General features: G+C 60.9%; 24 protein-coding genes. 8 read left to right on the top strand and 16 right to left on the bottom strand.

Annotation, left to right across the window (positions count from 1 at the left end; all coding sequences use genetic code 11):
- Positions 1-47: 47 nt before the first annotated feature.
- Entirely contained in the window at positions 48-1,181 is a 1,134-nt protein-coding gene (locus N5D22_RS19835; protein WP_279657534.1) for an alpha-hydroxy acid oxidase, read from the top strand.
- Positions 1,182-1,298: 117 nt separating this feature from the next.
- On the opposite strand, the gene N5D22_RS19840 is transcribed toward N5D22_RS19835, so the two are convergent.
- Both N5D22_RS19840 and N5D22_RS19845 read right to left on the bottom strand, forming a co-directional pair.
- Positions 1,299-1,643 (bottom strand): multidrug efflux SMR transporter, encoded by a 345-nt coding sequence (locus N5D22_RS19840; RefSeq protein WP_279657533.1) that lies wholly within the window; start codon positions 1,641-1,643, stop codon positions 1,299-1,301.
- Positions 1,640-2,224, bottom strand: coding sequence for a TetR/AcrR family transcriptional regulator (locus N5D22_RS19845; protein ID WP_279657532.1), 585 nt, complete (start codon positions 2,222-2,224; stop codon positions 1,640-1,642). The genes N5D22_RS19840 and N5D22_RS19845 overlap by 4 nt, the downstream gene beginning before the upstream one ends.
- A gap of 189 nt (positions 2,225-2,413) precedes the next feature.
- Here N5D22_RS19845 and N5D22_RS19850 point away from each other — a divergent pair, with 189 nt between their 5' ends.
- The gene (locus N5D22_RS19850) at positions 2,414-3,706 is read left to right on the top strand and encodes a D-alanyl-D-alanine carboxypeptidase (RefSeq protein WP_279657545.1); all 1,293 of its coding nucleotides are present in this window, start codon (positions 2,414-2,416) and stop codon (positions 3,704-3,706) included.
- 3 nt (positions 3,707-3,709) lie between these two features.
- Here the strand turns inward: N5D22_RS19850 and N5D22_RS19855 are convergent, their stop codons facing one another.
- The 9 genes from N5D22_RS19855 to N5D22_RS19895 all read right to left on the bottom strand — a co-directional run bounded on the left by N5D22_RS19855 (position 3,710) and on the right by N5D22_RS19895 (position 9,656).
- Entirely contained in the window at positions 3,710-4,453 is a 744-nt protein-coding gene (locus N5D22_RS19855; protein ID WP_279657531.1) for a metallophosphoesterase family protein, read from the bottom strand.
- A 5-nt stretch (positions 4,454-4,458) separates the two neighbouring features.
- A complete protein-coding gene (gene uraH / locus N5D22_RS19860) occupies positions 4,459-4,815 on the bottom strand; it encodes a hydroxyisourate hydrolase (RefSeq protein ID WP_035260925.1) in 357 nt (118 codons plus the stop codon).
- Positions 4,812-5,312, bottom strand: a complete 501-nt coding sequence (locus tag N5D22_RS19865; RefSeq protein ID WP_279657530.1) for an ureidoglycolate lyase — start codon at positions 5,310-5,312, stop codon at positions 4,812-4,814. Before N5D22_RS19865 ends, uraH begins: the two co-directional genes overlap by 4 nt.
- A 3-nt stretch (positions 5,313-5,315) precedes the next feature.
- A complete protein-coding gene (locus tag N5D22_RS19870) occupies positions 5,316-5,678 on the bottom strand; it encodes a DUF86 domain-containing protein (RefSeq protein WP_113381258.1) in 363 nt (120 codons plus the stop codon).
- A complete protein-coding gene (locus N5D22_RS19875) occupies positions 5,675-5,965 on the bottom strand; it encodes a nucleotidyltransferase family protein (RefSeq protein WP_035220685.1) in 291 nt (96 codons plus the stop codon). Before N5D22_RS19875 ends, N5D22_RS19870 begins: the two co-directional genes overlap by 4 nt.
- Positions 5,966-6,018: 53 nt before the next feature.
- On the bottom strand, positions 6,019-6,516 hold the full coding sequence (gene uraD, locus N5D22_RS19880; protein WP_279657528.1) for a 2-oxo-4-hydroxy-4-carboxy-5-ureidoimidazoline decarboxylase: 498 nt from the start codon (positions 6,514-6,516) through the stop codon (positions 6,019-6,021).
- Positions 6,516-7,439: an allantoinase PuuE gene (gene puuE / locus N5D22_RS19885; protein ID WP_279657544.1), complete on the bottom strand. Its 924-nt coding sequence runs from the start codon at positions 7,437-7,439 to the stop codon at positions 6,516-6,518. Before puuE ends, uraD begins: the two co-directional genes overlap by 1 nt.
- Positions 7,440-7,643: 204 nt before the next feature.
- Positions 7,644-8,351 (bottom strand): DUF1045 domain-containing protein, encoded by a 708-nt coding sequence (locus N5D22_RS19890; protein WP_279657527.1) that lies wholly within the window; start codon positions 8,349-8,351, stop codon positions 7,644-7,646.
- A gap of 96 nt (positions 8,352-8,447) precedes the next feature.
- Positions 8,448-9,656 carry an FAD-binding oxidoreductase gene (locus N5D22_RS19895; protein ID WP_279657526.1) on the bottom strand — a complete coding sequence of 403 codons (1,209 nt, stop codon included), beginning with the start codon at positions 9,654-9,656 and terminating at the stop codon, positions 8,448-8,450.
- On the opposite strand from N5D22_RS19895, the gene mnmD reads away from it, so the two are divergent.
- Positions 9,655-10,419, top strand: coding sequence for a tRNA (5-methylaminomethyl-2-thiouridine)(34)-methyltransferase MnmD (gene mnmD / locus N5D22_RS19900; RefSeq protein ID WP_279657525.1), 765 nt, complete (start codon positions 9,655-9,657; stop codon positions 10,417-10,419). The two genes, N5D22_RS19895 and mnmD, sit on opposite strands and share 2 nt — an antisense overlap.
- 82 nt (positions 10,420-10,501) lie before the next feature.
- Here mnmD and N5D22_RS19905 read toward each other — a convergent pair whose 3' ends face one another.
- Positions 10,502-14,170: a response regulator gene (locus N5D22_RS19905; protein WP_279657524.1), complete on the bottom strand. Its 3,669-nt coding sequence runs from the start codon at positions 14,168-14,170 to the stop codon at positions 10,502-10,504.
- Positions 14,171-14,673: 503 nt separating this feature from the next.
- Here N5D22_RS19905 and N5D22_RS19910 point away from each other — a divergent pair.
- Entirely contained in the window at positions 14,674-16,146 is a 1,473-nt protein-coding gene (locus N5D22_RS19910) for a DEAD/DEAH box helicase (protein ID WP_279657523.1), read from the top strand.
- 265 nt (positions 16,147-16,411) lie between these two features.
- Here N5D22_RS19910 and N5D22_RS19915 read toward each other — a convergent pair whose 3' ends face one another.
- From N5D22_RS19915 to N5D22_RS19930, 4 genes are all read right to left on the bottom strand, one after another.
- The gene (locus N5D22_RS19915) at positions 16,412-17,320 is read right to left on the bottom strand and encodes an EamA family transporter (RefSeq protein ID WP_279657522.1); all 909 of its coding nucleotides are present in this window, start codon (positions 17,318-17,320) and stop codon (positions 16,412-16,414) included.
- 162 nt (positions 17,321-17,482) lie between these two features.
- Positions 17,483-17,872, bottom strand: coding sequence for a DoxX family protein (locus N5D22_RS19920; protein WP_279657521.1), 390 nt, complete (start codon positions 17,870-17,872; stop codon positions 17,483-17,485).
- 241 nt (positions 17,873-18,113) lie between these two features.
- Positions 18,114-18,731, bottom strand: a complete 618-nt coding sequence (locus N5D22_RS19925) for a L,D-transpeptidase (RefSeq protein ID WP_279657520.1) — start codon at positions 18,729-18,731, stop codon at positions 18,114-18,116.
- 78 nt (positions 18,732-18,809) lie between these two features.
- Positions 18,810-19,706, bottom strand: coding sequence for a DMT family transporter (locus N5D22_RS19930; RefSeq protein ID WP_279657519.1), 897 nt, complete (start codon positions 19,704-19,706; stop codon positions 18,810-18,812).
- A 428-nt stretch (positions 19,707-20,134) separates the two neighbouring features.
- On the opposite strand from N5D22_RS19930, the gene N5D22_RS19935 reads away from it, so the two are divergent.
- Genes N5D22_RS19935 through N5D22_RS19950 form a run of 4 tightly spaced genes read left to right on the top strand, consistent with a single transcriptional unit; the run spans position 20,135 to position 23,927 of the window.
- Positions 20,135-21,544 carry a circularly permuted type 2 ATP-grasp protein gene (locus N5D22_RS19935; protein WP_279657518.1) on the top strand — a complete coding sequence of 470 codons (1,410 nt, stop codon included), beginning with the start codon at positions 20,135-20,137 and terminating at the stop codon, positions 21,542-21,544.
- A gap of 3 nt (positions 21,545-21,547) precedes the next feature.
- Complete coding sequence (locus N5D22_RS19940) at positions 21,548-22,489, top strand: alpha-E domain-containing protein (protein WP_279657517.1); 942 nt, start codon at positions 21,548-21,550, stop codon at positions 22,487-22,489.
- Between the two features lie 21 nt (positions 22,490-22,510).
- The gene (locus N5D22_RS19945; RefSeq protein WP_279657516.1) at positions 22,511-23,326 is read left to right on the top strand and encodes a transglutaminase family protein; all 816 of its coding nucleotides are present in this window, start codon (positions 22,511-22,513) and stop codon (positions 23,324-23,326) included.
- A gap of 4 nt (positions 23,327-23,330) precedes the next feature.
- The gene (locus tag N5D22_RS19950; protein WP_279657515.1) at positions 23,331-23,927 is read left to right on the top strand and encodes a class I SAM-dependent methyltransferase; all 597 of its coding nucleotides are present in this window, start codon (positions 23,331-23,333) and stop codon (positions 23,925-23,927) included.
- Positions 23,928-23,936 lie beyond the last annotated feature (9 nt).

Here is a 23,936-nt window from a genome sequence, read left to right on the forward strand (position 1 = left end):
ACATTCATGTTATGTGAAGCCATCATTCAAATGTGAAGGCTTTATCCATGGGCAAAATCCTGACCATAGCGGACCTGAAACAACAGGCTCAGCGTCGTGTGCCAAAAATGTTTTTCGACTATGCCGATAGCGGCGCATGGACGGAAAGCACCTACCGCGCCAATGAGGATGATTTTTCCAAGATAAAGCTGCGCCAGCGCGTGCTGGTGGATATGACCGACCGGTCGCTTGCCACCGAAATGGTCGGCGAGAAGGTTTCGATGCCAGTGGCCCTCTCCCCCACCGGGCTGACGGGCATGCAGCATGCCGATGGCGAAATGCTGGCGGCAAAAGCGGCCGAAGAATTCGGCGTGCCCTTCACGCTTTCCACCATGAGCATCTGCTCCATCGAGGATGTCGCCTCCGTCACCTCGAAACCCTTCTGGTTCCAGCTCTACGTGATGAAGGACCGGGATTTCGTCAACAATCTGATCGACCGGGCCAAGGCCGCCGGCTGCTCGGCGCTGGTGCTGACGCTCGATCTGCAAATTCTCGGCCAGCGCCACAAGGATCTGCGCAACGGCCTGTCGGCACCGCCGAAATTCACTCCGAAGCACATCTGGCAGATGGCGACCCGGCCGAAATGGTGCATGGACATGGCTCGCACCAAGCGCCGCAGTTTCGGCAATATCGTCGGCCACGCCAAAAATGTCTCCGATCTCTCCTCGCTCTCCTCCTGGACGGCGGAGCAGTTCGATCCACGCCTGTCGTGGAAGGATGTCGAATGGATCAAGCAGCGCTGGGGCGGCAAGCTTATCCTCAAGGGTATCCTTGATGAGGAAGATGCCCGCGCCTCGCTCGATACCGGCGCTGACGCCATCATCGTCTCCAACCATGGCGGACGCCAGCTCGACGGCGCCCATTCCTCGATCGCCATGCTGCCGAAGATCGTCGACGCCGTCGGCGACAGGGTCGAGGTCCACATGGATGGCGGCATCCGCTCCGGTCAGGATGTGCTGAAAGCGGTCGCCCTTGGCGCCAAGGGCACTTATATCGGCCGGCCCTTCCTCTACGGCCTCGGTGCCGATGGCAAACAGGGCGTAACGACGGCCCTCGAAATCATCCGCAAGGAAATGGATATCAGCATGGCGCTTTGCGGCAAGCGGCTGATTACGGATGTGGACCGCAGCATTCTGGCGTGATGGTGACGGAAAAGTAGGCGGGATGATGCCTGAAAGCAGGGCGTGTCAGAAAGTCCCGCCCCACGCCGCCTCCCTCATCCCTGTGCTTGCCACGGGAATGAGGGCGCGGGGATGCCGTCAATGTCCCACCGTCTTCGAAAACACGTTCACGATCACCACCCCGGTCACGATGAAACCGAGGCCGATAACGGCGGCAAGGTCCAGCGTCTGGTGAAAAACAAAATAACCGATGCCGGAAATCAGCACGATGCCGAGCCCGCTCCAGATCGCATAGGCCACGCCGACCGGGATCACCCGCAGCGTGAACGACAGGAGATAAAAGGCCGCGCCGTAAAACACCGCCATCAGCACTGTTGGCAGCAACCGGGTGAACTGCTGCGACTGCTGTAGGAAGGAGGTGGCGATGACCTCGCAGATAATGGCCGCGACAAGCGCCCCATAGGTAAAAAGTGCCGCGTTCATCGTTCCGTTTCCTTTTTCGTCTGGGCGATCATCCGGGCCTTGAGAGCCGCCCTGTCGCCACCTGCCCTGCCATCATCGGCCAGAAGATCGGCAAACCAGATGCCGTCAGCCGCCAGCCGCACCATTTCCAGTATCACCCCGTCATCCGTTTCCTTATGACGGCTGAGACGTCCCGCAAACCAGCTGGTCCACATGCGCCTCAGCGACGGTTCACCGACCATCGATACCGACAGCGCCGCCCATTGCCGGCCCGAATCCCGGTCGCGATCAGCGAAAACGGCGTTCACATAGGCCCGCGTGAAGCATCCGTAGGCTTCACAATCCTGTGAGATAAGCGCATCGATTTCCGCATCCAGCGCCAAAACAAGGTCCGCCATGACAGCTTCGAGCAAGGCCTGCTTGGAGGCGAAGTGGTGGAACAGCCCACCCTTCGTCACCCCGGCGGCATCCGCCACCGCCTGCACCGAAAGTGCGGCAACACCCTGATCGGCAGCAAGTTTCGCCGCGCAATCGAGGAGATTGCGGCGCACGACGTCTGGCTGCTTCTTGCGTTCATGTGCATTTGTCATGACAATAAACATACCGGATGGTTGGTTTCTTTTCAAGGAAATTGTGAGGGCAGCCATCGGATTGAAATTCATACTTAATTAAGCATGAAAGCGATCTCTAAAGTTTTAGCGGTTTTGTTGCCAGAAAGTGTCAGTAGAACTTCGCGCATCACGGCGGCCGAACAAAAGGGGTGGACTATGTCGGGAACGATCAGACGGGGAATGGCGGGAGCATGGGTCTTTGCACTCGCCTTCTTTTGCGCGATCCTCTCGCTGCAGGCATCGCCTGCTCAGGCCGGTTACGCCCATTTCATCATGGATGCCAATACCGGCAAGGTTCTGGCGGCGCGCAATGCCGATGTGCTGAACCACCCCGCCTCGCTGACCAAGATGATGACGCTTTACATGACCTTCGAGGCCCTGCATGCCGGCCGGCTTCGCTGGGACCAGAAGATAAAGATGTCCAAAAATGGCGCATCCACCATCCCTTCCAAGCTATATGTGCGCCAGGACCAGACCTTCACCGTGCGTGAGGCCGTTTATGGCATGATCGTCAAATCCGCCAACGATATGGCGGAGGGCATGGGCGACCATCTCGGCGGCTCCGAGGCACGGTTCGCCGAAATGATGACCCGCAAGGCACGCCAGCTCGGCATGACCAAGACGGTGTTCCGCAACGCTTCTGGCCTGCCCAGCAAATCGCAGGTGACGACGGCGCGCGACATGGCGAAGCTCGGCCTTGCGCTGCAGCGGGACTTTCCCAAGGAATACGGCCTCTTCGCCATGGAATCCTTCAGTTTCCGGGGAAAACGCATCCGCGGCCACAATAATCTGATGTATCGTTATCAGGGCATGGACGGCATCAAGACCGGCTACACCAATGCATCGGGCTTCAATCTCGTCAGCGCCATCAACCACAATGGCCGCCGTGTCGTCGGCGTCGTGCTGGGCGGCAAGACCGCCCGCAGCCGCGATGCGCAGATGGCAGCGCTTCTCGACAAGGCCGTGCCGCAGGCATCGAGAAGCCGCAACACCGAACAGCTCGTCGCCAGCGCCAATGTCAGCCGCACCTTCGGTGTGACGCCCGCGGCTGTGCCTACCGCCGCCGCACTACCCCCCGCCTCCGTGCCATTGCCGATGTTCGCCGAACGCCGCGCCGATCCGGTCGCCATGCAGATCGCCACGGCGAATAGCCAGATGGCCGACATGATGCAGGTTTCGGCCATCCCGCGGCCGGCTCCCGCCGCAGCCCCCGCAGGTCAGCGCAGCCGCTGGGAAGTGCAGATCGCCGCCACCGACAGCGAAGCCGCCGCCCGCTCCCTGCTCGCCAATGCCCGCGCCAATATCGGCAGCTATGCCGGGATCGCCCCTTACACCGAAGCCGTGCGAAGCGGATCGGCAACGCTTTACCGCGCCCGCTTCACCGGCTTCGAAGACCAGTCCTCGGCGGTTTCCGCCTGCAAGGAGCTGAAGGCGCAATCCTACGCCTGTGTGGTGATGAACAGCGAGGGGTGATCTCTACCGCTTCAGCCAGCCACTCGCCAGCGCATCCGCGAGATAGGGAATACCGTTGACCCGCGCCATCTCGGCCATGGCCAGATTGTCGTAGCGTATTTGCCGGAAATAAACCTGCCAGCCGCGCGCCGTCTCTTCCAGCACGGCATAGCTGGCGAGCGGATGACCGGCCTCGACGTGATGGTCGAAAGGCGTGTCGTCCTTCCAGCCGGGGCAGCCGACGCTGCCGGGATTGACGATCAGCCGACCGTCGGAAAGCTGCACGGTGCGGGGAATATGGGTATGGCCGCACAGCATCAGCGGCTGGGCAATGCCTTCCGCCATGGCTTCGATTTCAGCCAGCGGCCGTAATTTCAGCACGCCTTCCGGCGACAGCGTTTCCAGCCAATAGTCGAGATCGCCTTGCGGCGAGCCATGGCAGCAATAGGCGACATCCCTAAACACCATGCTGAATGGCAGGGTTTGCAACCAGTCCAGATGGGCGGCGCTCAGCTGCGCATGCGCTGGCCTTTCCCAGCTTCCCATCTCTTCCGGGGCACGCTCGATCAGCTCCCGGTCATGATTGCCGCGAATGCTGGGTATCCAGTTGCTAACAAGCACATCGCCGGTAAACCCCGCTTCCAGCGGGCCGCTGAAACAATCGCCGAGATTGACGATGTCCTTGATGCCAAGCCTTGCGATATCCTCCAGCACGGCTTCGAGCGCGGCGCAGTTTCCGTGAATATCGGCAATCGCGGCAAAGATCATGGCAATCAGCTTCCTCGATAGGTGGAATAGCTATAGGGCGAAAGCAGAAGCGGCACATGGTAATGGCCGCTCTCATCGGCAATGCCGAAACGGATCGGGATAATATCGAGAAAGGCCGGCTCCGGCAGCGCCACACCCTTGCCGCGCAGATAATCGCCGGCATGGAAAACCAACTCGTATTGACCCACCTTGAAACTCTCTCCGGCAAGCAGCGGCCCGCCATCGACACGGCCGTCGCTATTGGTCTGCACCGTCTTCAGCTTCTCGCGGCGATCGCCGGAAAGCCGGTAAAGCTCGATCGTCAGCCCTTCGGCGGGCGTGCCCTGGGCGGCATCGAGGACATGGGTGGTCAAACCGGTCATGGCTTGGGCTCCGCGATCATATAGGGCTTATCGAAAAAATACTCTTCCAGATTGTTGCCCGGCCCCTCGCGGTCGGCAACCAGAAAATCCGAAACCGCCTGCAACGGCATCAGCGGATAATGCCAGACATTGCGGCGGTAATTCACACCCTGATCGCCCCGCGCCAGAAACACCTGCGGCCGGCCGGGCCGGCCGCCATCGTCATCGGCGACGACCACGAGGAAAGGCCGGCCGGAAAGCGGCGAAAAACTCTGGCTGCCGAGCGGGTGCCGCTCCATCATCTCAATCTTATGCGGAAAGACGCGCGGCTGCCCGCGAAAAATATTGAGGATGATACGCGCCCCCTCACCCGCCGCCTCCGGTGCTGCAAGCGCATGATGCCGCTCGGTCTGGCCGCCATTGATATGCCGCATGGAAGAGGGCGTTGTTTCGATCACATCGCCGAAGGATGCGAATGCCTCCTTGGTGAGAGGTTTTATCTCGAGAAAATCAGTCAAATGTCATTCACCTTGGGCATGCCAGTTGCGGAGAAGGGAGAGACGCGCCTGTAAATCCGGAATGCTCTGCGTTATCGTTTTCCAGACGACCGAGAGCTCCGCCCGGAAATAATCATGCACGATCAGATTGCGCATACCCTTCATCTTGATCCAGGGGATTTCCGGGTGCTGCTGTAAAAATGCGGGGTAGTGCCTGTCCAGCTTGGCAACCGCCTCGCCAATCAGGGCAAGACCCATCATGACCGCCATCTGCGTCCGCGTGTCGGAAGAAAAAGCGGCCTCATCCATATCCTGAATGAAATCCTGTATTCTGGAGGCGGCAACATCCATCTCCTTCAGATAGAGCAGAAGCCGATCCGTACTCATACCGCTTTGGCTTCCTTCAGAACGCGCGCCCTTATATCCGAATGCAGGCCGCCTGACGTGACGACGTCGACCTCCACACCAAGCAGCGCCTTCAATTCCTCCAGCAAACCGCCGAGATCGAACAGGGTCGTACCCGGCAGCGCATCCACCAGAATGTCGAGATCGCTGTCCGGCCGGTCCTCGCCGCGGGCGACGGAGCCGAACACGCGCGGGTTTGCCGCGTTGAAGCGTTTCGTCGCTTCGCGGATCGCTTCCCTGTTCTTTTCCAGCACCTCGGAAGGTCTCATGATCTTCATCTCCAGACGGCGCGATTCTAGCAGAACGGCCACCGCTCGCCAATTCAGCCTTCCGGCAGCATCGAGGAAAGGCGAAGCCAGGCGATCTTTTCCACCTGCGCCGTCGCCGTCTCAAATTCTTCGGCTGCACCGTTGCCGATGCGCGTCTCGAAGGCAGCTAGAATATCGTGCCTGTTCAGCCCCTTGACCGCGATGATGAAAGGAAAGCCGAATTTTTCGGTATAGGCGCTGTTCAACGCGGTAAAACGGGCGTGCTCTTCCGGGGTAAGGCGGTCCAGCCCCGCGCCGGCCTGTTCGTTGCGGCTATCGGCCGTCAACTCGCCCGCGATCGCCAGCTTGCCGGCAAGATCGGGATGCGCCCGCAACACACCGAGCCTTTCGGCTTCGGAAGCGGCGCGAAACTGCGCGCGAAGCACGGCGTGAACCGCCTTCGCCGTCAGTTCCAGCCCGGCTCCGCCGGCATCATAGGCCCGTTCGGCGATAAAGGGCGAATGTTCGAACACGCCGCCGAAGCGGCTGACAAAGTCCTCACGCGTCACCATCAAAACACCTCCGGCTTGTGATGTTCATGCCAGTGACGGGCAATCTCGATGCGCTGCGGGATCCACACCTTCTCGTGGCCGAGCACATATTCGATGAAACGACGAAGAGCCGCCGCGCGGCCAGGACGACCGACAAGACGGCAATGCAGGCCGACACTCATCATCTTCGGTGCGCCCTCGACACCTTCCTGATAAAGCACATCGAAAGCATCCTTCAGATAGGTGAAGAACTGGTCGCCGGAATTGAAGCCCTGCGGCGTGGCGAAACGCATATCGTTGGTTTCGAGCGTATAGGGAATGATCAGGAACGGCTCGTCGCCTGCGCCCTTCACCCAATAGGGCAGATCGTCGGCATAGGAATCAGACGAATAGAGGAAACCGCCCTCTTCCATGACAAGGCGCAGCGTATTGTCGGAAGGCTTGCCCTGATACATGCCGTAAGGACGTTCGCCGGTAACCTCCGTGTGCAGACGCACGGCTTCGAGAATATGCTTGCGCTCTTCCTCTTCGGAAAAATCCTTGTATTCCAGCCAGCGGTAACCGTGGCTGGCAATTTCCCAGCCAGCTTCCTTCATCGCCGCAACGGCTTCCGGGTTGCGCGCCATGGCGGCGGTCACGCCATAAACGGTGGTGGTGACGCCAAGACCGGTGAACATGCGCCACAGCCGCCAGAAACCGGCGCGCGAGCCATATTCATAGATCGATTCCATGTTCAGGTTGCGCTGACCCGGCCAGGGCTGGGCGCCGACGATTTCCGACAGCAGCGATTCCGACGCCTTGTCATTATCGAGAATGCAGCTCTCGCCGCCCTCCTCGTAATTGATGACGAATTGCACGGCGATGCGCGCGCCGCCCGGCCATTTCGGATCGGGAACATTGCGGCCATAGCCCACCAGATTGCGGGAGTAATTTTCGGAAATCATGCAGCCACCCAGACCATCTCTCCCGAGGCGGAAACCGATCTCGGGAGACATAAAACAGACCTCCAAAGCGCGGCGACCCGGAAGGGGCACAACGCACGCTTCAGATATGCGATATCCGAACGGTAGCATCCGCATCCGGAATGTCGAGATCAATCTTGCCGACATTCCGATGCTTTTTTGTATACGATTATTCCGGCGCGCTCTTCAGGCGATTTTTCGGGCGGAGACACGGCCCATGGGGTGAAGCGAGTGCACCCGGAACGGCGCTCCCGGTTCGTCCTCAATGAAAAGCGCAAGGCTGGAGAACTGCAGGGACCGGGTGAGCAGCGGCTCGAAAACCTTGCGCACGGCCCGTTCAATCCTCTGGCTGCTGGAAGCTTCCACACCGCCCGTCAGCGACATCTGGAACCGGAACTCATCCATCACATGCGGACTGCCCCAGCGATGCAGATTGGTAAGCTGCGAGGCCGAAAGCCGGTCCGGATCGGCGCGCTCGATTTCCGCGTCGGAGAGCGGCGCCCGGTAACGGTCGAATTCCTGCACCACGCGGGCGGCGAAAAAATGCAGCACTTCGCAGGGGCGCTCGGGAACGAGGCTGAAGACATTTTCCTGTCTTGCTACCACGAGTTGCGGCAGCGTGAAGGGCTCCTGCTTGCCGGAGAAATACATCAGGTCGCGCAGAAGCGCGGCCTCGGAATGGCCTTCGGCAAGGCGGAAGGGGGCCTTGATCGTGCCATGGAAACCATAACGGCGCGGCAGCGCCGTATGGTAGGAAATCTCCTGCATGCCGAGATCGATCATGCCCGGCGGCTCCACCGCCTGACCGGAATAGGCATCGCGCCCCAACCACGCGGCGGCCGCCTGCGTCAGGGGGTCATTGGGGGAAGGCGTGAAATGAATGGCGTATCGCATGCGCTGTCACCTCGCCGCAAAAGCGGACAAACCGGCCTCGTTGCAGGCCAGCAGATAAGTGATTTGCGTGACAGATTAACGACGTGGACGGCCTGATCAGCACTTTCTAAAGTCTGCGACGGCAATACTCACGTGTTGTTGAAGGTGAAAGCCCGAGGGGATGACAGGCGTGTGACCGCACACGGTTTGCAGCGCCGCATCGGCAAGAAAATGCGCAAGACCGAAGCTGACCTTGAAGCCGCCCGATAGCGCAACGAGCTTCGGATGGTCGGGGAGAGCGCCCACCATCGGGTCTCTGCCTACCGCCTTCGGACGCAGCCCGGCCCAGCGCTCAAGCACCGGCGCACGGGCAAGCGCGGGAACGACGGCAGACGCATCGGCCAGCAGTTTTTCGAGCTTTTCATCGGTACTGAAGGGGTCGGAAAAACAATCTTCGCTGGTACTGCCGATCGCGACCGTGCCATCCTCATGCGGCACGATATAAAGGCCGTTCAGGAACACCACCGGTAGGGCCGGGTCGGCGGCCGCATCGAGAAGTGCGGCCTGCCCCTTCACCGCCTGCCCGAGCGTCACGCCGGCCTCCAGGCCGAGAGCATCGCGGATCAGGGGGAAGGAATCATGGCCGTTGGCGACGATGGCATGGCCAAAAGAAACCTCATCGCCCGACGACAGCACCGCCCGCCCGGCATCCGCGTCGAGCGAAAGGACGCGGCAACCCTGCGCCAGCCGCACATGCCGCGCCTTGCCGAGAAAAGCCGAAAGGAGGGCGATCATCGCACGCGGCGAGACCCGCGCCGCCAGCGTATCGAACACGAAACCCGCCTCACCCGCCGCATCATCCACCCAGCCAGCGGCCGAAGGGTTCTCGCCGACATGCCAATGGAACCGGCGCTCGCCCGACACCCAGTTCTCCAGCGCATCCCGTTGGTGACCTTCGGCAATGGCGCGCAGATGCGGCTTCGGCAGCGGAATGATACGGCCGGAGCGACGGTAGCCGGCGGGAAGCCCGGTTTCCGCCTCCAGCCCGGCAATCTCTTTTTCCAGCGCAACGAGGGCGTCGAACTGGAACTGTTTTTTGTCCGACCAGCGGTCCGGCATATGCGGCATCAACGCGCCCAGCAGCCCGCCGCTGGCGCCGCCGCCGGTGCGATCCGCCTCCACCAGCAATGTATCGATGCCGAGCCTTTCCGCCTTGACGGCGGCCCACAGACCCATGATGCCGCCGCCGACGATGAGGAGCGGCACGGAAGCCGGCAATCTTGGAGATTGACCCTGTTCGAAAGTGGGATTATCGGCTTTAGCCATGAAACATTCCAACGAAAATATCACAGAGACTGACCCAGAGACCGGTTCACCGGCCGGAGAAGCCGCCACCGCGCTCGACTGGCGTGACGGGGATATGCCCTATTCACTGGCCTTTGACGACCATTTTTATTGCCAGACGGATGGCCGGCTGGAATGCGGCCATGTCTTCCTCTCCGGAAACGGCCTGCCAGAACGTTGGCTCGAACGGGAGGACACCTTCCGTATCGGCGAACTCGGCTTCGGCACCGGGCTTAACCTCTGCGAGACATGGCGCCAATGGAAAGAGATGCGTAACGGCCGCGCCACGCTGCATTTCATCTCCTTCGAACTCTACCCGATGAAGGCGGAGGAAATCGACCGGGCGCTTTCCCGCTGGCCGGAAGTGGATGCCGAACGCAAGGCGCTTACCGCCCTCTGGCCCGCCGAGCCGAAAGGCCGGGTCGAAATCCAGCTCGATGACGAAACGCAGCTGACAGTTGTTTGCGGCGAGGCGCTCGCCGGCATTTCCGCAAGCGAGGAAAGTTTCGACGCCTGGTTTCTCGATGGCTTCGCGCCCGCGCGCAATCCGGACATGTGGTCGCTGGAAATCATGCAGGCGCTTTTCGCAAAGACGGCGCCGGGCGGCACATTCGCCACCTATGCCGCCGCCGGCTTCGTCCGCCGCAACCTCATCGCCGCCGGTTTTGAGCTGGAGCGCCGCAAAGGTTTTGCCGGAAAGCGGGAAATGCTCTGCGGGACCAAAGCATTTTCAGCAAAAGCGTGAAGCGGTTTTGCGTCTGAAAATGCGCCATGGAAGATAACGCTCCGGCTGAAGCAACTCCGGAAACCGTACTCGCAGCCGATATTCACACGCCCGGCACGTCGCGTCGCGGCATGTTTTCGCCCAGCCATTGCGCGATCTTGTCTTCCAGCGCCTCGGGGCTGATCGGCTTCGACAGATAATCGTCCATGCCCGCCTCCAGACACAGCTCCCGGTCCGCCTCCTGCGTATGGGCGGTAACGCCGATGATCGGCACATGCCGGCCGTCGGCCGCGGCCCGCTCAGTGGCGCGAATGGCCTGCGTCGCCTGATGTCCGTTCATGACCGGCATCGAGACATCCATCAGGATGATGGCGGGATTATTCTCCTGCCACGCCTGCACGGCTTTCTTGCCATTGCCGACGATCAGAAAGCGCAGGCCCGCCTGCTGCAATATCTGGGTGAAGACAATCTGGTTGACGTCATTGTCCTCGGCCACCAGCACATCGACAAGGCTGGGACGATGCCGTGCAGGCGCCGCCACGGGAGTTTCGACCCGTTGTTTCTTTTCGACGGGGCCGCTGTCCGGGCGGCGTTTTCCATTGCCCTCCCCGCCTGCAAGCGGATGCTGCCGGGCGCGCTTCATCCGAACGTCCCGCACCACATCGAACAGGGTGGAGCGCAACAGCCGCGCCCGCGCCGGCTTCATCAGATGCGCCTGCACATTGAGATCGGTGAACAACGTCTCGTCGCCAACGACGTCCATGGAGGTCAGGAAGACGATGGCGATGTCATCGAAGCGCTTGTCCGCCCGGATGCGCTCCACCACATCCAGCCCGTTCATGTCAGGCATATGATAATCGAGGATGATGGCGTCGATGGCAAAACCGAGCGACGCCGCCTCCTCCAGAACCGCAATGCCGGACAGCCCGTCCCCCACGGCATGCCCGTCTATGCCCCAGCTCTTCAGCTGCTCCGTCAATATGCGGCGATTGACGTCATTGTCGTCGATGACGAGCACCCGTATATCGTCAATCGCCACGGAAAGCAGCGGGACGTCCCGCCGTCGTTCCGTCACCTGAAACGGGATATTGACCTCGAAGGTCGAACCCCTGCCGACCTCGCTGACGACATTGATCGCGCCGTCGAACAGGCCGACGAGGCCGACCGTGATCGCCAGGCCAAGCCCCGTTCCCTCGTGCCGGCGCGTCGCGGAGCCATCCACCTGGCTGAACTTGTCGAAGATGGTTTCGAGCTTGTCGGCGGGAATACCAATACCGCTGTCTTCCACGCGCAGCGACAGAATGGTCTCCGACGCCTCCGCCGAACGGGCCGCAAGCTCCACCAGCACATGCCCGGTCTCGGTAAACTTGACGGCGTTTCCAACGATATTGGTGACGATCTGGCGGAAACGCCCGGCATCGCCGATGACCTTGCCGAAAACCGAGGGATCAATCCGGACGATCAGCTCTATGTCCTTTTCCAGCGCCGCCGAGGACAGCAGGGACACCACATCCTCGACCGCCTCCGCCGGATCGAAAGGCACGCTGCGCAGCCGCATCTGCCCGGCCTCGATCTTGGAGAAATCGAGGATGTCGTTGATGATCGTCAAAAGCGCATTGCCTGACTTGACGATGATATCGGTAAAGGTCTTCTGACGCGTATCCAGATTGGACTTGGCCAGCAGTTCCGCCATGCCGAGCACGCCGTTCATGGGCGTGCGGATTTCGTGGCTCATATTGGCCAGGAATTCCGATTTGGCCCGATCGGCCGCTTCCGCGCGGGAAAGCAGCCGCTGCAATTCCTCCTCGCGCAGCTTCATCTCGGTCACGTCGGTGACGATGATGAGCCAGTAATTGCCGGAACTGTTGGTGGCTTCCAGGTTGAGCCAGCTTTTGCCGGCCACATGGATCAACCAGGAGAACGGCCGGTTGGCGGCGATATTCTCCCTCCAGGCGCGCAGCGTCTCGGCAGCCTCCTCGGCCGTGCCGAAATCGCCGCGCCCGGCGCAATGGGCAAAGAAGCCGGACCAGTTCTGGCCTTTTTCCAGGAGGTGCGGCGGCACGTCGAACATGCGCGCCATCGCCTCGTTGGACATGATGATCGTGCCCTGCTCGACCAGCGCCAGCCCCTGCGCCATGGCGCGCGTGGCGCCCTGCATATAGGCGCCGACGCGCTCCAGCTCGGCCTTCGCCTTGCTGATCTCCACATCGCGCATGCGCACATCGGTGACATCGGCATAGGTGCTGAGGATTTTTCCGCCTTCGAGCCGGGTTTTCGAAATGACCGTGACCTTGCCGCTTTTGCTGCGGACCTCGCGGGGTGCAAAGACCTCCTCGTCGAGAAGCCGCTGCGTCCGCTCGCTGTAGATGTCGTCGAAGGGCCTGTCGCCATAGTCATAAAGGCCGCTGTCGAAATTCATCTCCATGAATTCGCGATAGCTTTTGCCGACAAGCGACTTCTCGCCGCCGATTTCGCCCCAGACCTGATAGAAGCACGGATTGACATATTCGATGACGAGATCGGCATTGAGCAGCAGCACGCCCACCGGCAGGGCATGGAGAACCGCTTCAAGCTGCCGATGCAGCGCCTCGGCCTCGGCCTGCGCGGCGATCAGCGCCTTTTCCCGGTCCTGCAGCAGGCTGACATCGGTGACCGAACCCACCAGGTAATGTTCGTCGTCAGGCGTCGCGACCCGGCCGAGCCGGATGATGACGGGCACGCCATCGCCATCCGCAACCGGAACCTTCCCCATCTTTTCGATTGCGTCTCCGGTGCGCAGGATGTGCTCGTTTTCCTGCCGGAACAGCGGCCCTTTCTCCAGAAACATCTCGCATTCGGTCTTGCCGATGTAATCGGCGAGGCTGCCGCCCAGGAATTTTTCATAGGCTGCGTTGGCAAATGTCAGCCGCCGGTCCTGGTCCCTCAGGAACACGCCGACGGGCAATTGCTCAAGCGCCGCGCGCAGCAGCCAGGTCTCGCGGATCTGCGTGCTCAGAAGCGTCTCATGCGCCTTGAACTCGGTGACATCCACCCGCAGCCCGACCAGCATGCCGTTTTCCAGCCGCTTGTTGACCATCCGCATCCATCGGCCATCGGCAAACTGCTCCACCCTTTCGAGATAGGGCAGGGAAAAATCCCGCAATTGCTCCTGTATCCACCCTTGGAAGGCCGGATCGTCTTCTTTCGCGTCGCGGTAGCCGCTCGAAAAATAGACGGTTTCCATCAGCGTTTCGAGCCGGAGGCCAGGCTTCAGTTCGATGCCCAGGGCGCTGTAGAATTCCCTGAACCGGGCATTGCAATAGAGCAGCCGGTTTTCGCTGTCGTAAATGACGATGCCGGCATCGACGAGATCGATCACGCCGCTGCCGAACAGCAGCTGCGAAGCACTGTCGGCGTCTGGAAAAACCGCCGCCGCAGCGGCTGGCATGTCCTCGAACGCTTCGAACAGGAAAAGATTGCCGTCATCGCCGGTAAAGCGCTCGCAGCGAAGCGTGTACGGTCCGGACGAGCCCGCGACATGGCAGGCGATCATCTCATCCGTGGCGAAGACAAGCGCACGGCGCTCCCTGTCCTCACGTTCGGCATCGCGAATATCGGCGGAAAGGGAAAGGCTGGTGTGGCCTTCGAATGCCGCTGGCATGCGCCCCATGATCCGGGCATAGGCGGCATTGACGACAACATAACGCAGCTCGCTGTCCTTGATGCACGCGGGCAGGTCCAGGGCGGCGACAGCCCTGCAAGCCTTTTCCAGCAACCCGCTGCCCTCGGTCAATCGATACTCCACACCGTGCAGTTTCACCGTTGTCGAATCAAATATTTACAGATGACTTCCGCAAAAACGTTATGCGAGAAAATCCGTTTTTGCTATGCGCGTTGCACTCCGATACCCTTTTTTAACCATAATTATTCGCCACCGGCGGCGGCGCAGCGACCGTCGTCACGCGCCCCCGCGCATGGCTGCCATGCGCCGCCGGCGGCCGCGTTACAAAACTATCGCTTGACTTTACTGCATAAAACGCCCACATGCCGGTCAAGCTTTCACCTTCGGCAGCCGCGTGAGCTGCAGCATATGACCGGAAGACTCGTTCCAAGAGATATCCGGGCCGCATGAAGGAAAAGCGCAGAGAATACAGAAGACGGCATTTGCCGCACTGATGCGCAGAAAGTTATTCCAACCCACAAGTTCCCAATTCACGCGGGGTTCTTGACGCCGAAACCGCCGGACAGCAGCCCTGTTCCGGACGTTTGGTTTTTGGCGCCCCGAAAGGCATTATATTGACCAGTTTTAGCGAACTCGGCCTCTCCGAAAAGATTGTGGCCAGCGTTACCCAGCTTGGCTACGCCACTCCCACCCCCATTCAGGCAAAGGCCATTCCGCTGCTGCTCGAAGGCCGTGACCTGATCGGCCTCGCACAGACCGGCACCGGCAAGACCGCCGCTTTCGGCCTGCCGATCATCGAAATGCTCATGAAGCAGGCGGACCGCCCGGCCAACCGCACCTGCCGCACCCTCATCCTTGCGCCGACGCGCGAGCTGGTGAACCAGATCGGCGAAAACCTGCGCGCCTTCGTGAAGAAGACGCCGCTGCGCATCAACCAGGTGGTCGGCGGCGCCTCGATCAACAAGCAGCAGCTGCAGCTGGAAAAGGGCACGGATATCCTCGTGGCCACCCCCGGCCGCCTGCTCGATCTCATCGCCCGCAACGCCATCTCGCTCTCCAAGGTCACCTATCTGGTGCTTGATGAAGCGGACCAGATGCTCGATCTCGGCTTCATCCACGATCTGCGCAAGATTTCCAGAATGGTCCCGGCCAAGCGCCAGACGCTGCTCTTCTCGGCCACCATGCCGAAGGCGATTGCCGATCTGGCCCACAGCTACCTGACCGATCCGGTCAAGGTCGAAGTGACGCCTCCGGGCAAGGCCGCCGACAAGGTGGAGCAATATGTCCATTTCGTCGCCGGCAAGAACGACAAGACCGAGCTTCTGAAGAAATCGCTCAACGAGAACCCGGATGGCCGCGCCATCGTGTTCCTGCGCACCAAGCACGGCGCCGAGAAGCTCTACAAGCATCTCGAACATATCGGCTTCAAGGTCGCCTCCATCCATGGCAACAAGAGCCAGGGCCAGCGCGAGCGCGCTCTCAAGGGCTTCAAGGACGGTGAGATCAAGGTGCTGGTCGCAACCGACGTTGCCGCCCGCGGCATCGACATTCCGGCCGTCACCCACGTCTTCAACTACGACCTGCCGGAAGTGCCCGACGCCTATGTCCACCGCATCGGCCGCACCGCCCGCGCCGGCCGCGACGGCATCGCCATCGCGTTTTGCGCACCGGACGAAACCCGCCTGCTGCACGACATCGAAAAGCTGATGAAGATCGATATTCCGGTCGCGTCAGGCGAACGCCCGGCCGGTCTTGCGAGCCCGACGCGCCCCAACAACAACCGCGGCGGCCGCAACAACAATGGCGGCCAGCAGCGTGGACCCCGCGAAGGTGGACGCCACAATGGCGAATCCCGCCCGTCGCGCCACCATGCACCGCGCGATGCCGACAACGATCTGGAAGTCACCTCCGACTTCAAGCGCGTCAAGCAGGCTGAAGGCGACGCAGGCCGCCCGGCCGGCCCACGCAAGAACCGCCGCCCGGCCCGCAAGCCCGGCGGCAGCGGCGCCAACCGCCACGCCCCTGCCGGCGGCAACGGCCAGGAAAAGCGCGCTTCCGGCAACGGCCATCGTGGCCGTAACCGCTAAGAGACGTTAATCGTTAAGCCGGGCTTTCGCCCGGCTTTTTCGTTTGTAAGGCGGAGAAGTCCGGTCTCGACCTGGTGTCTATAGGAGATTGCCACTACGCTTCCTCCTCATCCCTGTGCTTGTCACAGGGATCCAGCCAGCCCAGGTCCTTGGGCTGAAAGGACTCTTCCCGTCGCGCAGACGCGCGACGACTGGATTCCTGTGACAAGCACAGGAATGAGGGAGTGCATGCGGAGGCCACCCGGTAGCGGGCTTTTCTTTGCCTTCACCCACCCTGCGCGACCGGACGACGCCGTGACGGCAGGGTCATGGCCAGCACGCCGGCAATGACGCAGACAAGCCCGACCCACATGGCAGGCGTCGGCACCTCCCCCAGAAACACCATGCCGATGGCGACACCGACGGGCACCCTGAGATAGGCCTGCGAGGTGGTGCCGACGGAGCCCAGCGTCTGCATCAGCCGGAAATAGATCATGAAGGCGAGCGCAGTGGAAAAGACGCTGAGGCAGACGAGCGCCGACAGTGACGCCGCCGAAGGCGACAATGTCCAGGGCCGGTCGACGATCAGGCTCACGGGCAGCAGCAGGACGGCACCGCAGATAAGCGAACCGGCGGCCGGCATGATGGGATCGAGCCCCTTGAAGTTCTTGCTGAAAATGGCCGCACAGGCATAAGAAAAGGCTGCCGTCAGCACCGCAAGCTGGCTCCACAGCGTATCGCCGGCCCCGTTCAGCGCGTCCAGACCGATGATGAGGCACACACCCGTCATGCCGGCGATGGTGCCGAACAGCTTGCGCCCGCTGACCGGCTCATGCCGGATGAAAAGCGCCGTCAGAAGAAACGTGAAGATCGGCGTCGTTGCGTTGAGAATGACGGCGAGACCGGCATCGATGCTCTGTTCCGCCCAGGCGATCAGCGTGAAGGGCAGAACGCTGTTGATGCAGGCCTGAATGAAGAACAGCCGCCAGGTGGCAATATCCCTGGGCAGGCGCAGCCCGCGCAGCCGTATGACCGCCAAGAGCAGCAGACCGGCGATCAGCGTTCTCGACGCGATGAAGGTGATCGGCGGTATCGTCTCCACCCCGATCTTGATGAAGGTATAGGACGCGGCCCACAGCGTGGACAGCAGGGCAAGAAGCAGCAATTCGCGGGCGATGGGGTTCTGGGAGGTCACGGATCGATTTTCCAACTGCGTTCAGGATGAACCGTTCCTAACCCGAAAACAATCACCTATGCTTCGGCGACGGCCGAAGTTTCCGCCTTTTTGAAAAAAGCTCCGCACGGCATGCCCATGCGGAGCTTCAGCGAAAAACCTTGCGATGATCTGTCGGGCGGATCAGGCCCGGCGCTCATCCACCGAGAAGGCGCCCGGACCGGCAAAGACCAGATAGAGGAAGATGAAGCAGAACAGGATGGCGGCATCACCGCCGTTCAGGGCCGGGAAGAAATTGCTCGGCGCATGCGCCATGAAATAGGCGACCGCCATCTGGCCGGACAGGATGAAGGCGACCGGACGCGTGAACAGCCCGACCAGCACCAGAATGCCGCCGACGAGTTCCAGAAGCGCCGCCGCGAGCAGCATCGTCGGCAGGGAGCCGTCCATCTGCGATGTCGGGAAGCCGAACAGCTTCTGCGTTCCATGCGCAATGAAAAGCAGCGCCGTCATGATGCGCAGCGCCCCAAGTGCCTGCGGGCGATAGCGGGAGAGAGAGTCTAAAGTTGCCATGTTCATGTGTCCCCGTTGAAGTGATGCCGCGCTCGATACAGTGCATTTAAGCCTTTATGGATACACGTCTCGAACACCGGAAATCACGTTTCCGATATAGCAGAACTCCCTTAAATACCTGAAGGGAGGCATTCTACACATGGTTGATTTTCCAGCATAAAATTGACCTTATGCCAAAAAAATCAACTCAAGGGTACAGGCATTTTCTGGCGTGACAAGGGCGGAAAAATCCGCCTCTTCCTCACGCCTGCAAGACGACGACCTTCGAGCCGACCGGTACGCGGCTATAGAGATCGATGATGTCGTGGTTCAGCATGCGGATGCAGCCGCTCGACATGGCGTGGCCGATGGATTGCGGCTGGTTGGTGCCGTGCAGACGGAACATGGTGTCGCCGCCGCCGCGATAGAGATAGAGCGCACGTGCGCCGAGCGGATTGTTGGGGCCGCCCGCCATGCCGCCGGCAAATTTCAGATTGCGCGGATCGCGGCGCATCATGTTCGCGGTCGGCGTCCAGGACGGCCATTCCGCCTTGCGGCCGATATAGGCGTCGCCCTTCAATGCAAGGCCCTGCCGGCCGACGCCGACGCCGTAACGCATGGCGCGACCATCGCCCAGAACATAATAGAGCCGCCGCGCCGGGGTATCCACCACAACGGTTCCGGCCGGGTGGCGGGTGTCATAGGCGACTTCCTGCCGGCGCAATTCCGGTTTCACCTTATCGAGATGCATGGCGGGCAGCGGAAACTTCTCTTCCGGCATCGCCGCATAATTGAGCCTCTGCTGGCCGATGCCGGTATTGGCGCAGCCGGCCAGAAACAGCGGCAATCCGAACAGAACACCACGACGTGAAATAGACATGTAACCCCCGCCAAATCTTTGGATTAACGAGAGGTATAATTTTATGGTTAACAAACCCCTAATATGAGGTTGTGGTAATTAACCCGCCGCAACCGTTTGGGCAGGCCTGCGGTTGGCGAGATAAACCCCCGTCACCGCCAGAACGGTGCCGGCAACCATGGCCGGCGTCAGCGTTTCCCCGAAAAGCAGGGCGGCCTCGACAGCGGCAAGCGGCGGCACGAGATAGATCAGCGAGGCGGCGCGCGAGACCTGCCCGCGCCGGATGAGATAAAGAAGCAGCGCCACGGCGCCGATGGAGATCGCACCCACGGACCAGGCGAGCGTAGCGGCAAGGCCGAGGCTCCAGTCCACATGCCCATCCTCCAGCAGAAGCGCGAAGGGCACGGTGACCAGCAGCGCACCGACATATTGCAGCGTGGCGACCGCCATGATGTTTCCGCCATGGACATATTTCTTCTGGTAGAGCGTGCCATAGGTGACCGAGGTCATGCCCAGCACATTCACCGCCACGGCGTAAAGCGGCACGGACAGGCCGACAGCGCCGGTGGCCATGACCTTCGGCAGCACGGCAATGGCGATGCCGGCAAAACCGATGAGCAGGCCGGCGCGCTGCAAAGGCGAGATCCTCTCGCCGATCATGAAACGGGCGGCCACCGCCGTCATCAGCGGCTGCAGACCGGCAATGATGCCGCCGATTGCCGCCGGCACGCCCTGCCCTATCGCCCACCAGATCATGCCGAGATAAAGACCGTGCAGGAAGACGCCGGACAGGATCGCCCGAAACACATCCGCACGCTTCTCCGGCCACTGGATGGCGGAAAACCGGCAGATCGCCCATAACAGCGCACCCGCCAGCAGGTAGCGCAGACAGAGGAAAGTCAGCGGCCCGGTATAATAGACCGCATATTTGGCGGTCACCCAGCCGGTCGACCACAGGAAGACAAAAATGGCCGGAGCCAGACGGTCGAGCGACATGGGAACATCCCCTGTGCCGCATGGTGCCCGTAACCGAAACGGCATGCGGCGAATTGATATTTCTGCGGCCTCACGCAAACCGGCAATGCCGGGCATTCCGCAAGGCGGTATCCGCATCCCGATGAAAGGTCAAAGGCGTTTTCGTGATCACATCTTTCAGATTTTCTGATGCAAGGACAGCAACTCATCAACCGAAAGCGAACGAACAAAATTTATGCATTCGCCCACGGCGCATACAGCGCCATCGCCGCCTTCCGCCGCACCTTGCCGCGCAACCAATCTTCCATTGCTGCATTTATAGGCTGAAACCGAAAAAACGCTTCTTTTTTAAAACCCTAGGTCGGCGAAAAATCTTCTCAGGGAGGTCCGCATAGTTCTTGCATTGCATTTGGCGTTGTATTCATATGGTAAAAAAGGGGACATCGAAGTTGGCATTTGACGAAATGATAAATGCGGACGACACGCCGCGAAGCCCATATGAAAACTATAACGAGTGGTACAGCCGACAGGACAGGGCGCACCTGATCCAGAAATCAAAAGACGCGGAAAACATCTTTCGAAAAACCGGTATTACTTTCGCAGTCTACGGCCATGCCGACAGTTCGGAAAAACTGATCCCCTTCGATATCATCCCGCGCATCATCTCCGGACGGGAGTGGCGCAAACTGGCCCAGGGCATCGAACAGCGCGTCATCGCCCTCAATGCTTTCCTCGACGATATCTACCACAAGCAGGAAATCATCCGCGCCGGCCGCATCCCCCGCGAAATCATCGAGAAAAACGAAGCCTTCCTGCCGGAAATGATCGGCTTCACCCCGCCCGGCGGCGTCTATACCCATATTGTCGGCACGGATATCGTCCGCACCGGCGAAGACCAGTTCTATGTTCTGGAAGACAATGCCCGCACGCCCTCCGGTGTCAGCTACATGCTGGAAAACCGCGAGACGATGATGCAGATGTTCCCGGAACTCTTCCACGAAAACCGCGTGCGGCGGGTGGAGGACTACCCCTATCTGCTGCGGCAATCGCTCGCCTCGCTCGCCCCGCCCGGCTGTTCCGGCAAGCCGCGCGTCGCGGTCTTGACGCCCGGCATCTATAATTCCGCCTATTATGAACATTCGTTCCTTGCCGACATGATGGGCGTGGAGCTGGTGGAGGGTTCCGACCTGCGCGTCATGGACGGCAAGGTCAAGATGCGCACCACCCGCGGTTATGAGGCCATCGACGTGCTTTACCGCCGCGTCGACGACGACTTCCTCGATCCGCTGACCTTCCGGCCGGATTCGGCGCTTGGCGTGCCCGGCATCATGGATGTCTACCGCGCCGGCAACATCACCATCGCCAATGCCCCCGGCACCGGCATTTCCGACGACAAGGCCATCTATTCCTACATGCCGGAGATCGTTGAATTCTACACCGGCCGCAAACCGCTTCTGGAAAACGTGCCGACCTGGCGCTGTTCGGAGCCGGACAGCCTGAAATATGTGCTGGACAACCTCGCCGACCTCGTCGTCAAGGAAGTCCACGGTTCGGGCGGTTACGGCATGCTGGTCGGCCCCACGGCGACGAAACGCGAGCGGGCGCTGTTTGCGGAAAAGCTCAAAGCCCGTCCCGCCAATTATATCGCGCAGCCGACGCTGTCGCTGTCCACCGTGCCGATCATGGTGAAGAACGGCATCGCGCCGCGCCATGTCGATCTGCGCCCCTATGTGCTCGTCTCGGACAAGGTGCAGATCATTCCCGGCGGCCTGACCCGCGTAGCGCTGAAAAAGGGCTCGCTGGTGGTCAATTCCAGCCAGGGCGGCGGCACCAAGGATACCTGGGTACTGGAGGATTAAGCCATGCTGGGCAGAACGGCAAACGGGCTCTACTGGATGTTCCGGTACATCGAGCGTGCTGAAAACATCGCCCGGCTGATCGATGCGGGCCTGCGCGTTTCACTGACGCGCAGCGGCAGCGGCGATGAGGACTGGGACGGCGTGCTGCAAAGTGCGGGCGTGCGCGAGGCCTTTCTCGAAATGCACGAGAAGGTGACGGCGGCGGATGCGATCGATTATCTGCTGCGGGAAAAATCGAACCCTTCCAGCGTCATGTCCTGCATCGAGGCGGGCCGCAACAATGCCCGCATGGTGCGCACGGCGCTGACGCGCGAGACATGGGAAGCCACCAACGAATTCTGGATCGAGCTGAAGAACATCCTCGGTCGCAAGCTCAACCATGCCGAACTGCCGCAGACCATCGATGTCATCAAACATCGCGCCGGTCTGGTGCGCGGTGCCTTCCACGGCTCGATGCTGCGCAACGACCTCTATAATTTCTCCCGCATCGGCACCTTCATCGAACGCGCCGACAATACCGCCCGCATTCTGGACGTCAAATATTACGTGCTGCTGCCGGCGGTCGCGCATGTCGGGTCGTCGCTGGACAATGCGCAGTGGGAGTCCATCCTGCGTTCGGTCTCGGCCCACCGCTCCTATGGCTGGGTCTACGATGCGGAATACAAGCCCTCCAACATTGCCGACTTTCTTATTTTGAACGGTCGCATGCCGCGCTCGCTGGCCTATTGCTACGAGAAGATCGCCAGCAACCTCAATTACATCGCCGAGGATTACAGCGAGAGGCACAAGGCGCATGACACGGCCGAGAGCATTCGCGACAGCCTGCGCGCGACCACCATCGGCCGTGTGATGGATGAGGGCTTGCACGAATTTCTGGAGAGATTTGTCAACCGCAACGGACAATTGGGACAGGAAATCACGGAAGGCTACCGCTTCTATCAATAAGCGCGTGGACGGGGACAGCTTATGCGTCTGAAAATCACCCATACGACGGAATATGTCTATGACGAGCCGATGCCCTATGCATTGCAGCGGCTGCGCCTGACGCCGCAGACCGGCCCGGGCCAGACGGTGGAGAATTGGGATGTCTCCGTCGATGGCGCCACCGTGGAAGTGGCCTATGACGACCATTTCGGCAACCGCGTTGCGCTGGTGGAAACAGAAGGCCCGCAGCAGCGGGTCAAGGTGGTGGCGAGCGGCTTCGTGAACACCGAGGACAAGGCCGGCGTGTTCGGGCACCATATCGGCAATGCGCCGCTGTGGCTCTTTCAGCGCGAGACGCCGCGCACCAAGCCGGGAAAGCTGGTGCGCGAACTGGTGAAGGCAAGCGCCGGCGAAAGCGAGCTTGCCCGCCTGCATAACCTCATGGAGATCATTCACCACAAGGTGGAGTATGTGCCGGGCGCAACCGACATCGAAACCACGGCGGAAACGGCGCTGGAAGCGGGCAAGGGCGTCTGCCAGGACCATGCCCATATCCTGATTTCCGCCGCCCGGCTGATGGGCCTGCCGGCCCGTTACGTTTCCGGTTATCTGATGATGGAAGAGGTGGAGGAGCAGGCGGCCACCCACGCCTGGGCCGAAGTTCATCTTCAGGGACTGGGCTGGGTGGGTTTCGACGCCGCCAACAATATCTGCCCCGACGACCGTTATGTGCGCATCGCCTCCGGCCTCTGCTACCGCGACTGCGCGCCGATATCGGGCATGCGCATCGGTCCGGCCGGCGAGACGCTGAGCGTTTCGGTCACCGTGCAGCAGTCGCAGAGCCAGTCGCAAAGCTGAGACGATGGCCGGCAGGGACGACGACACAATCGGCTTCTATACGGGTAACGCCGCGGCCTATACCTCGCGTGGGCAGGCGGCGGATCGCCCGCATCTGGAAACATTCCTGGCGCGGCTGCAAGAGGGTGCAAGCATTCTCGAACTGGGATGCGGCGGCGGGCAGGACAGCGAATTCATGCTGGCCGCCGGTTACGATGTCCACCCCACCGATGGAACGCCTGAAATCGCCAAAGCGGCGCAAAACCGGCTCGGCATTCCCGTCCGGACATTGCTGTTCGAGAATATCAATGAGAGTGAGCGATATGACGGCGTCTGGGCCAATGCCTGCCTGCTGCATGTGCCCCGCCCTGCCCTGCCGGGCATTATCGGTCGCATCCAAACCGCGCTGAAACCGGGCGGCGTTTTTTATGCCAGCTTCAAGGCGGGAGAAGCGGAAGGCCGCGACATGTTCGGCCGTTATTACAACTACCCTTCCAAGTCCTGGCTTGAGGACCTCTACGGGCAATTCGACTGGACGGGTTTGGAAATCGAGGCCCGGCGCGGCAGCGGTTACGACAACAAACCGACCGACTGGCTGCATGTGACGGCAACGAAGTCCTGATCCGTTTCA

The sequence above is a fragment of the Agrobacterium sp. GD03872 genome, from assembly GCF_029840625.1.
GTDB lineage: Bacteria > Pseudomonadota > Alphaproteobacteria > Rhizobiales > Rhizobiaceae > Agrobacterium > Agrobacterium fabrum_A.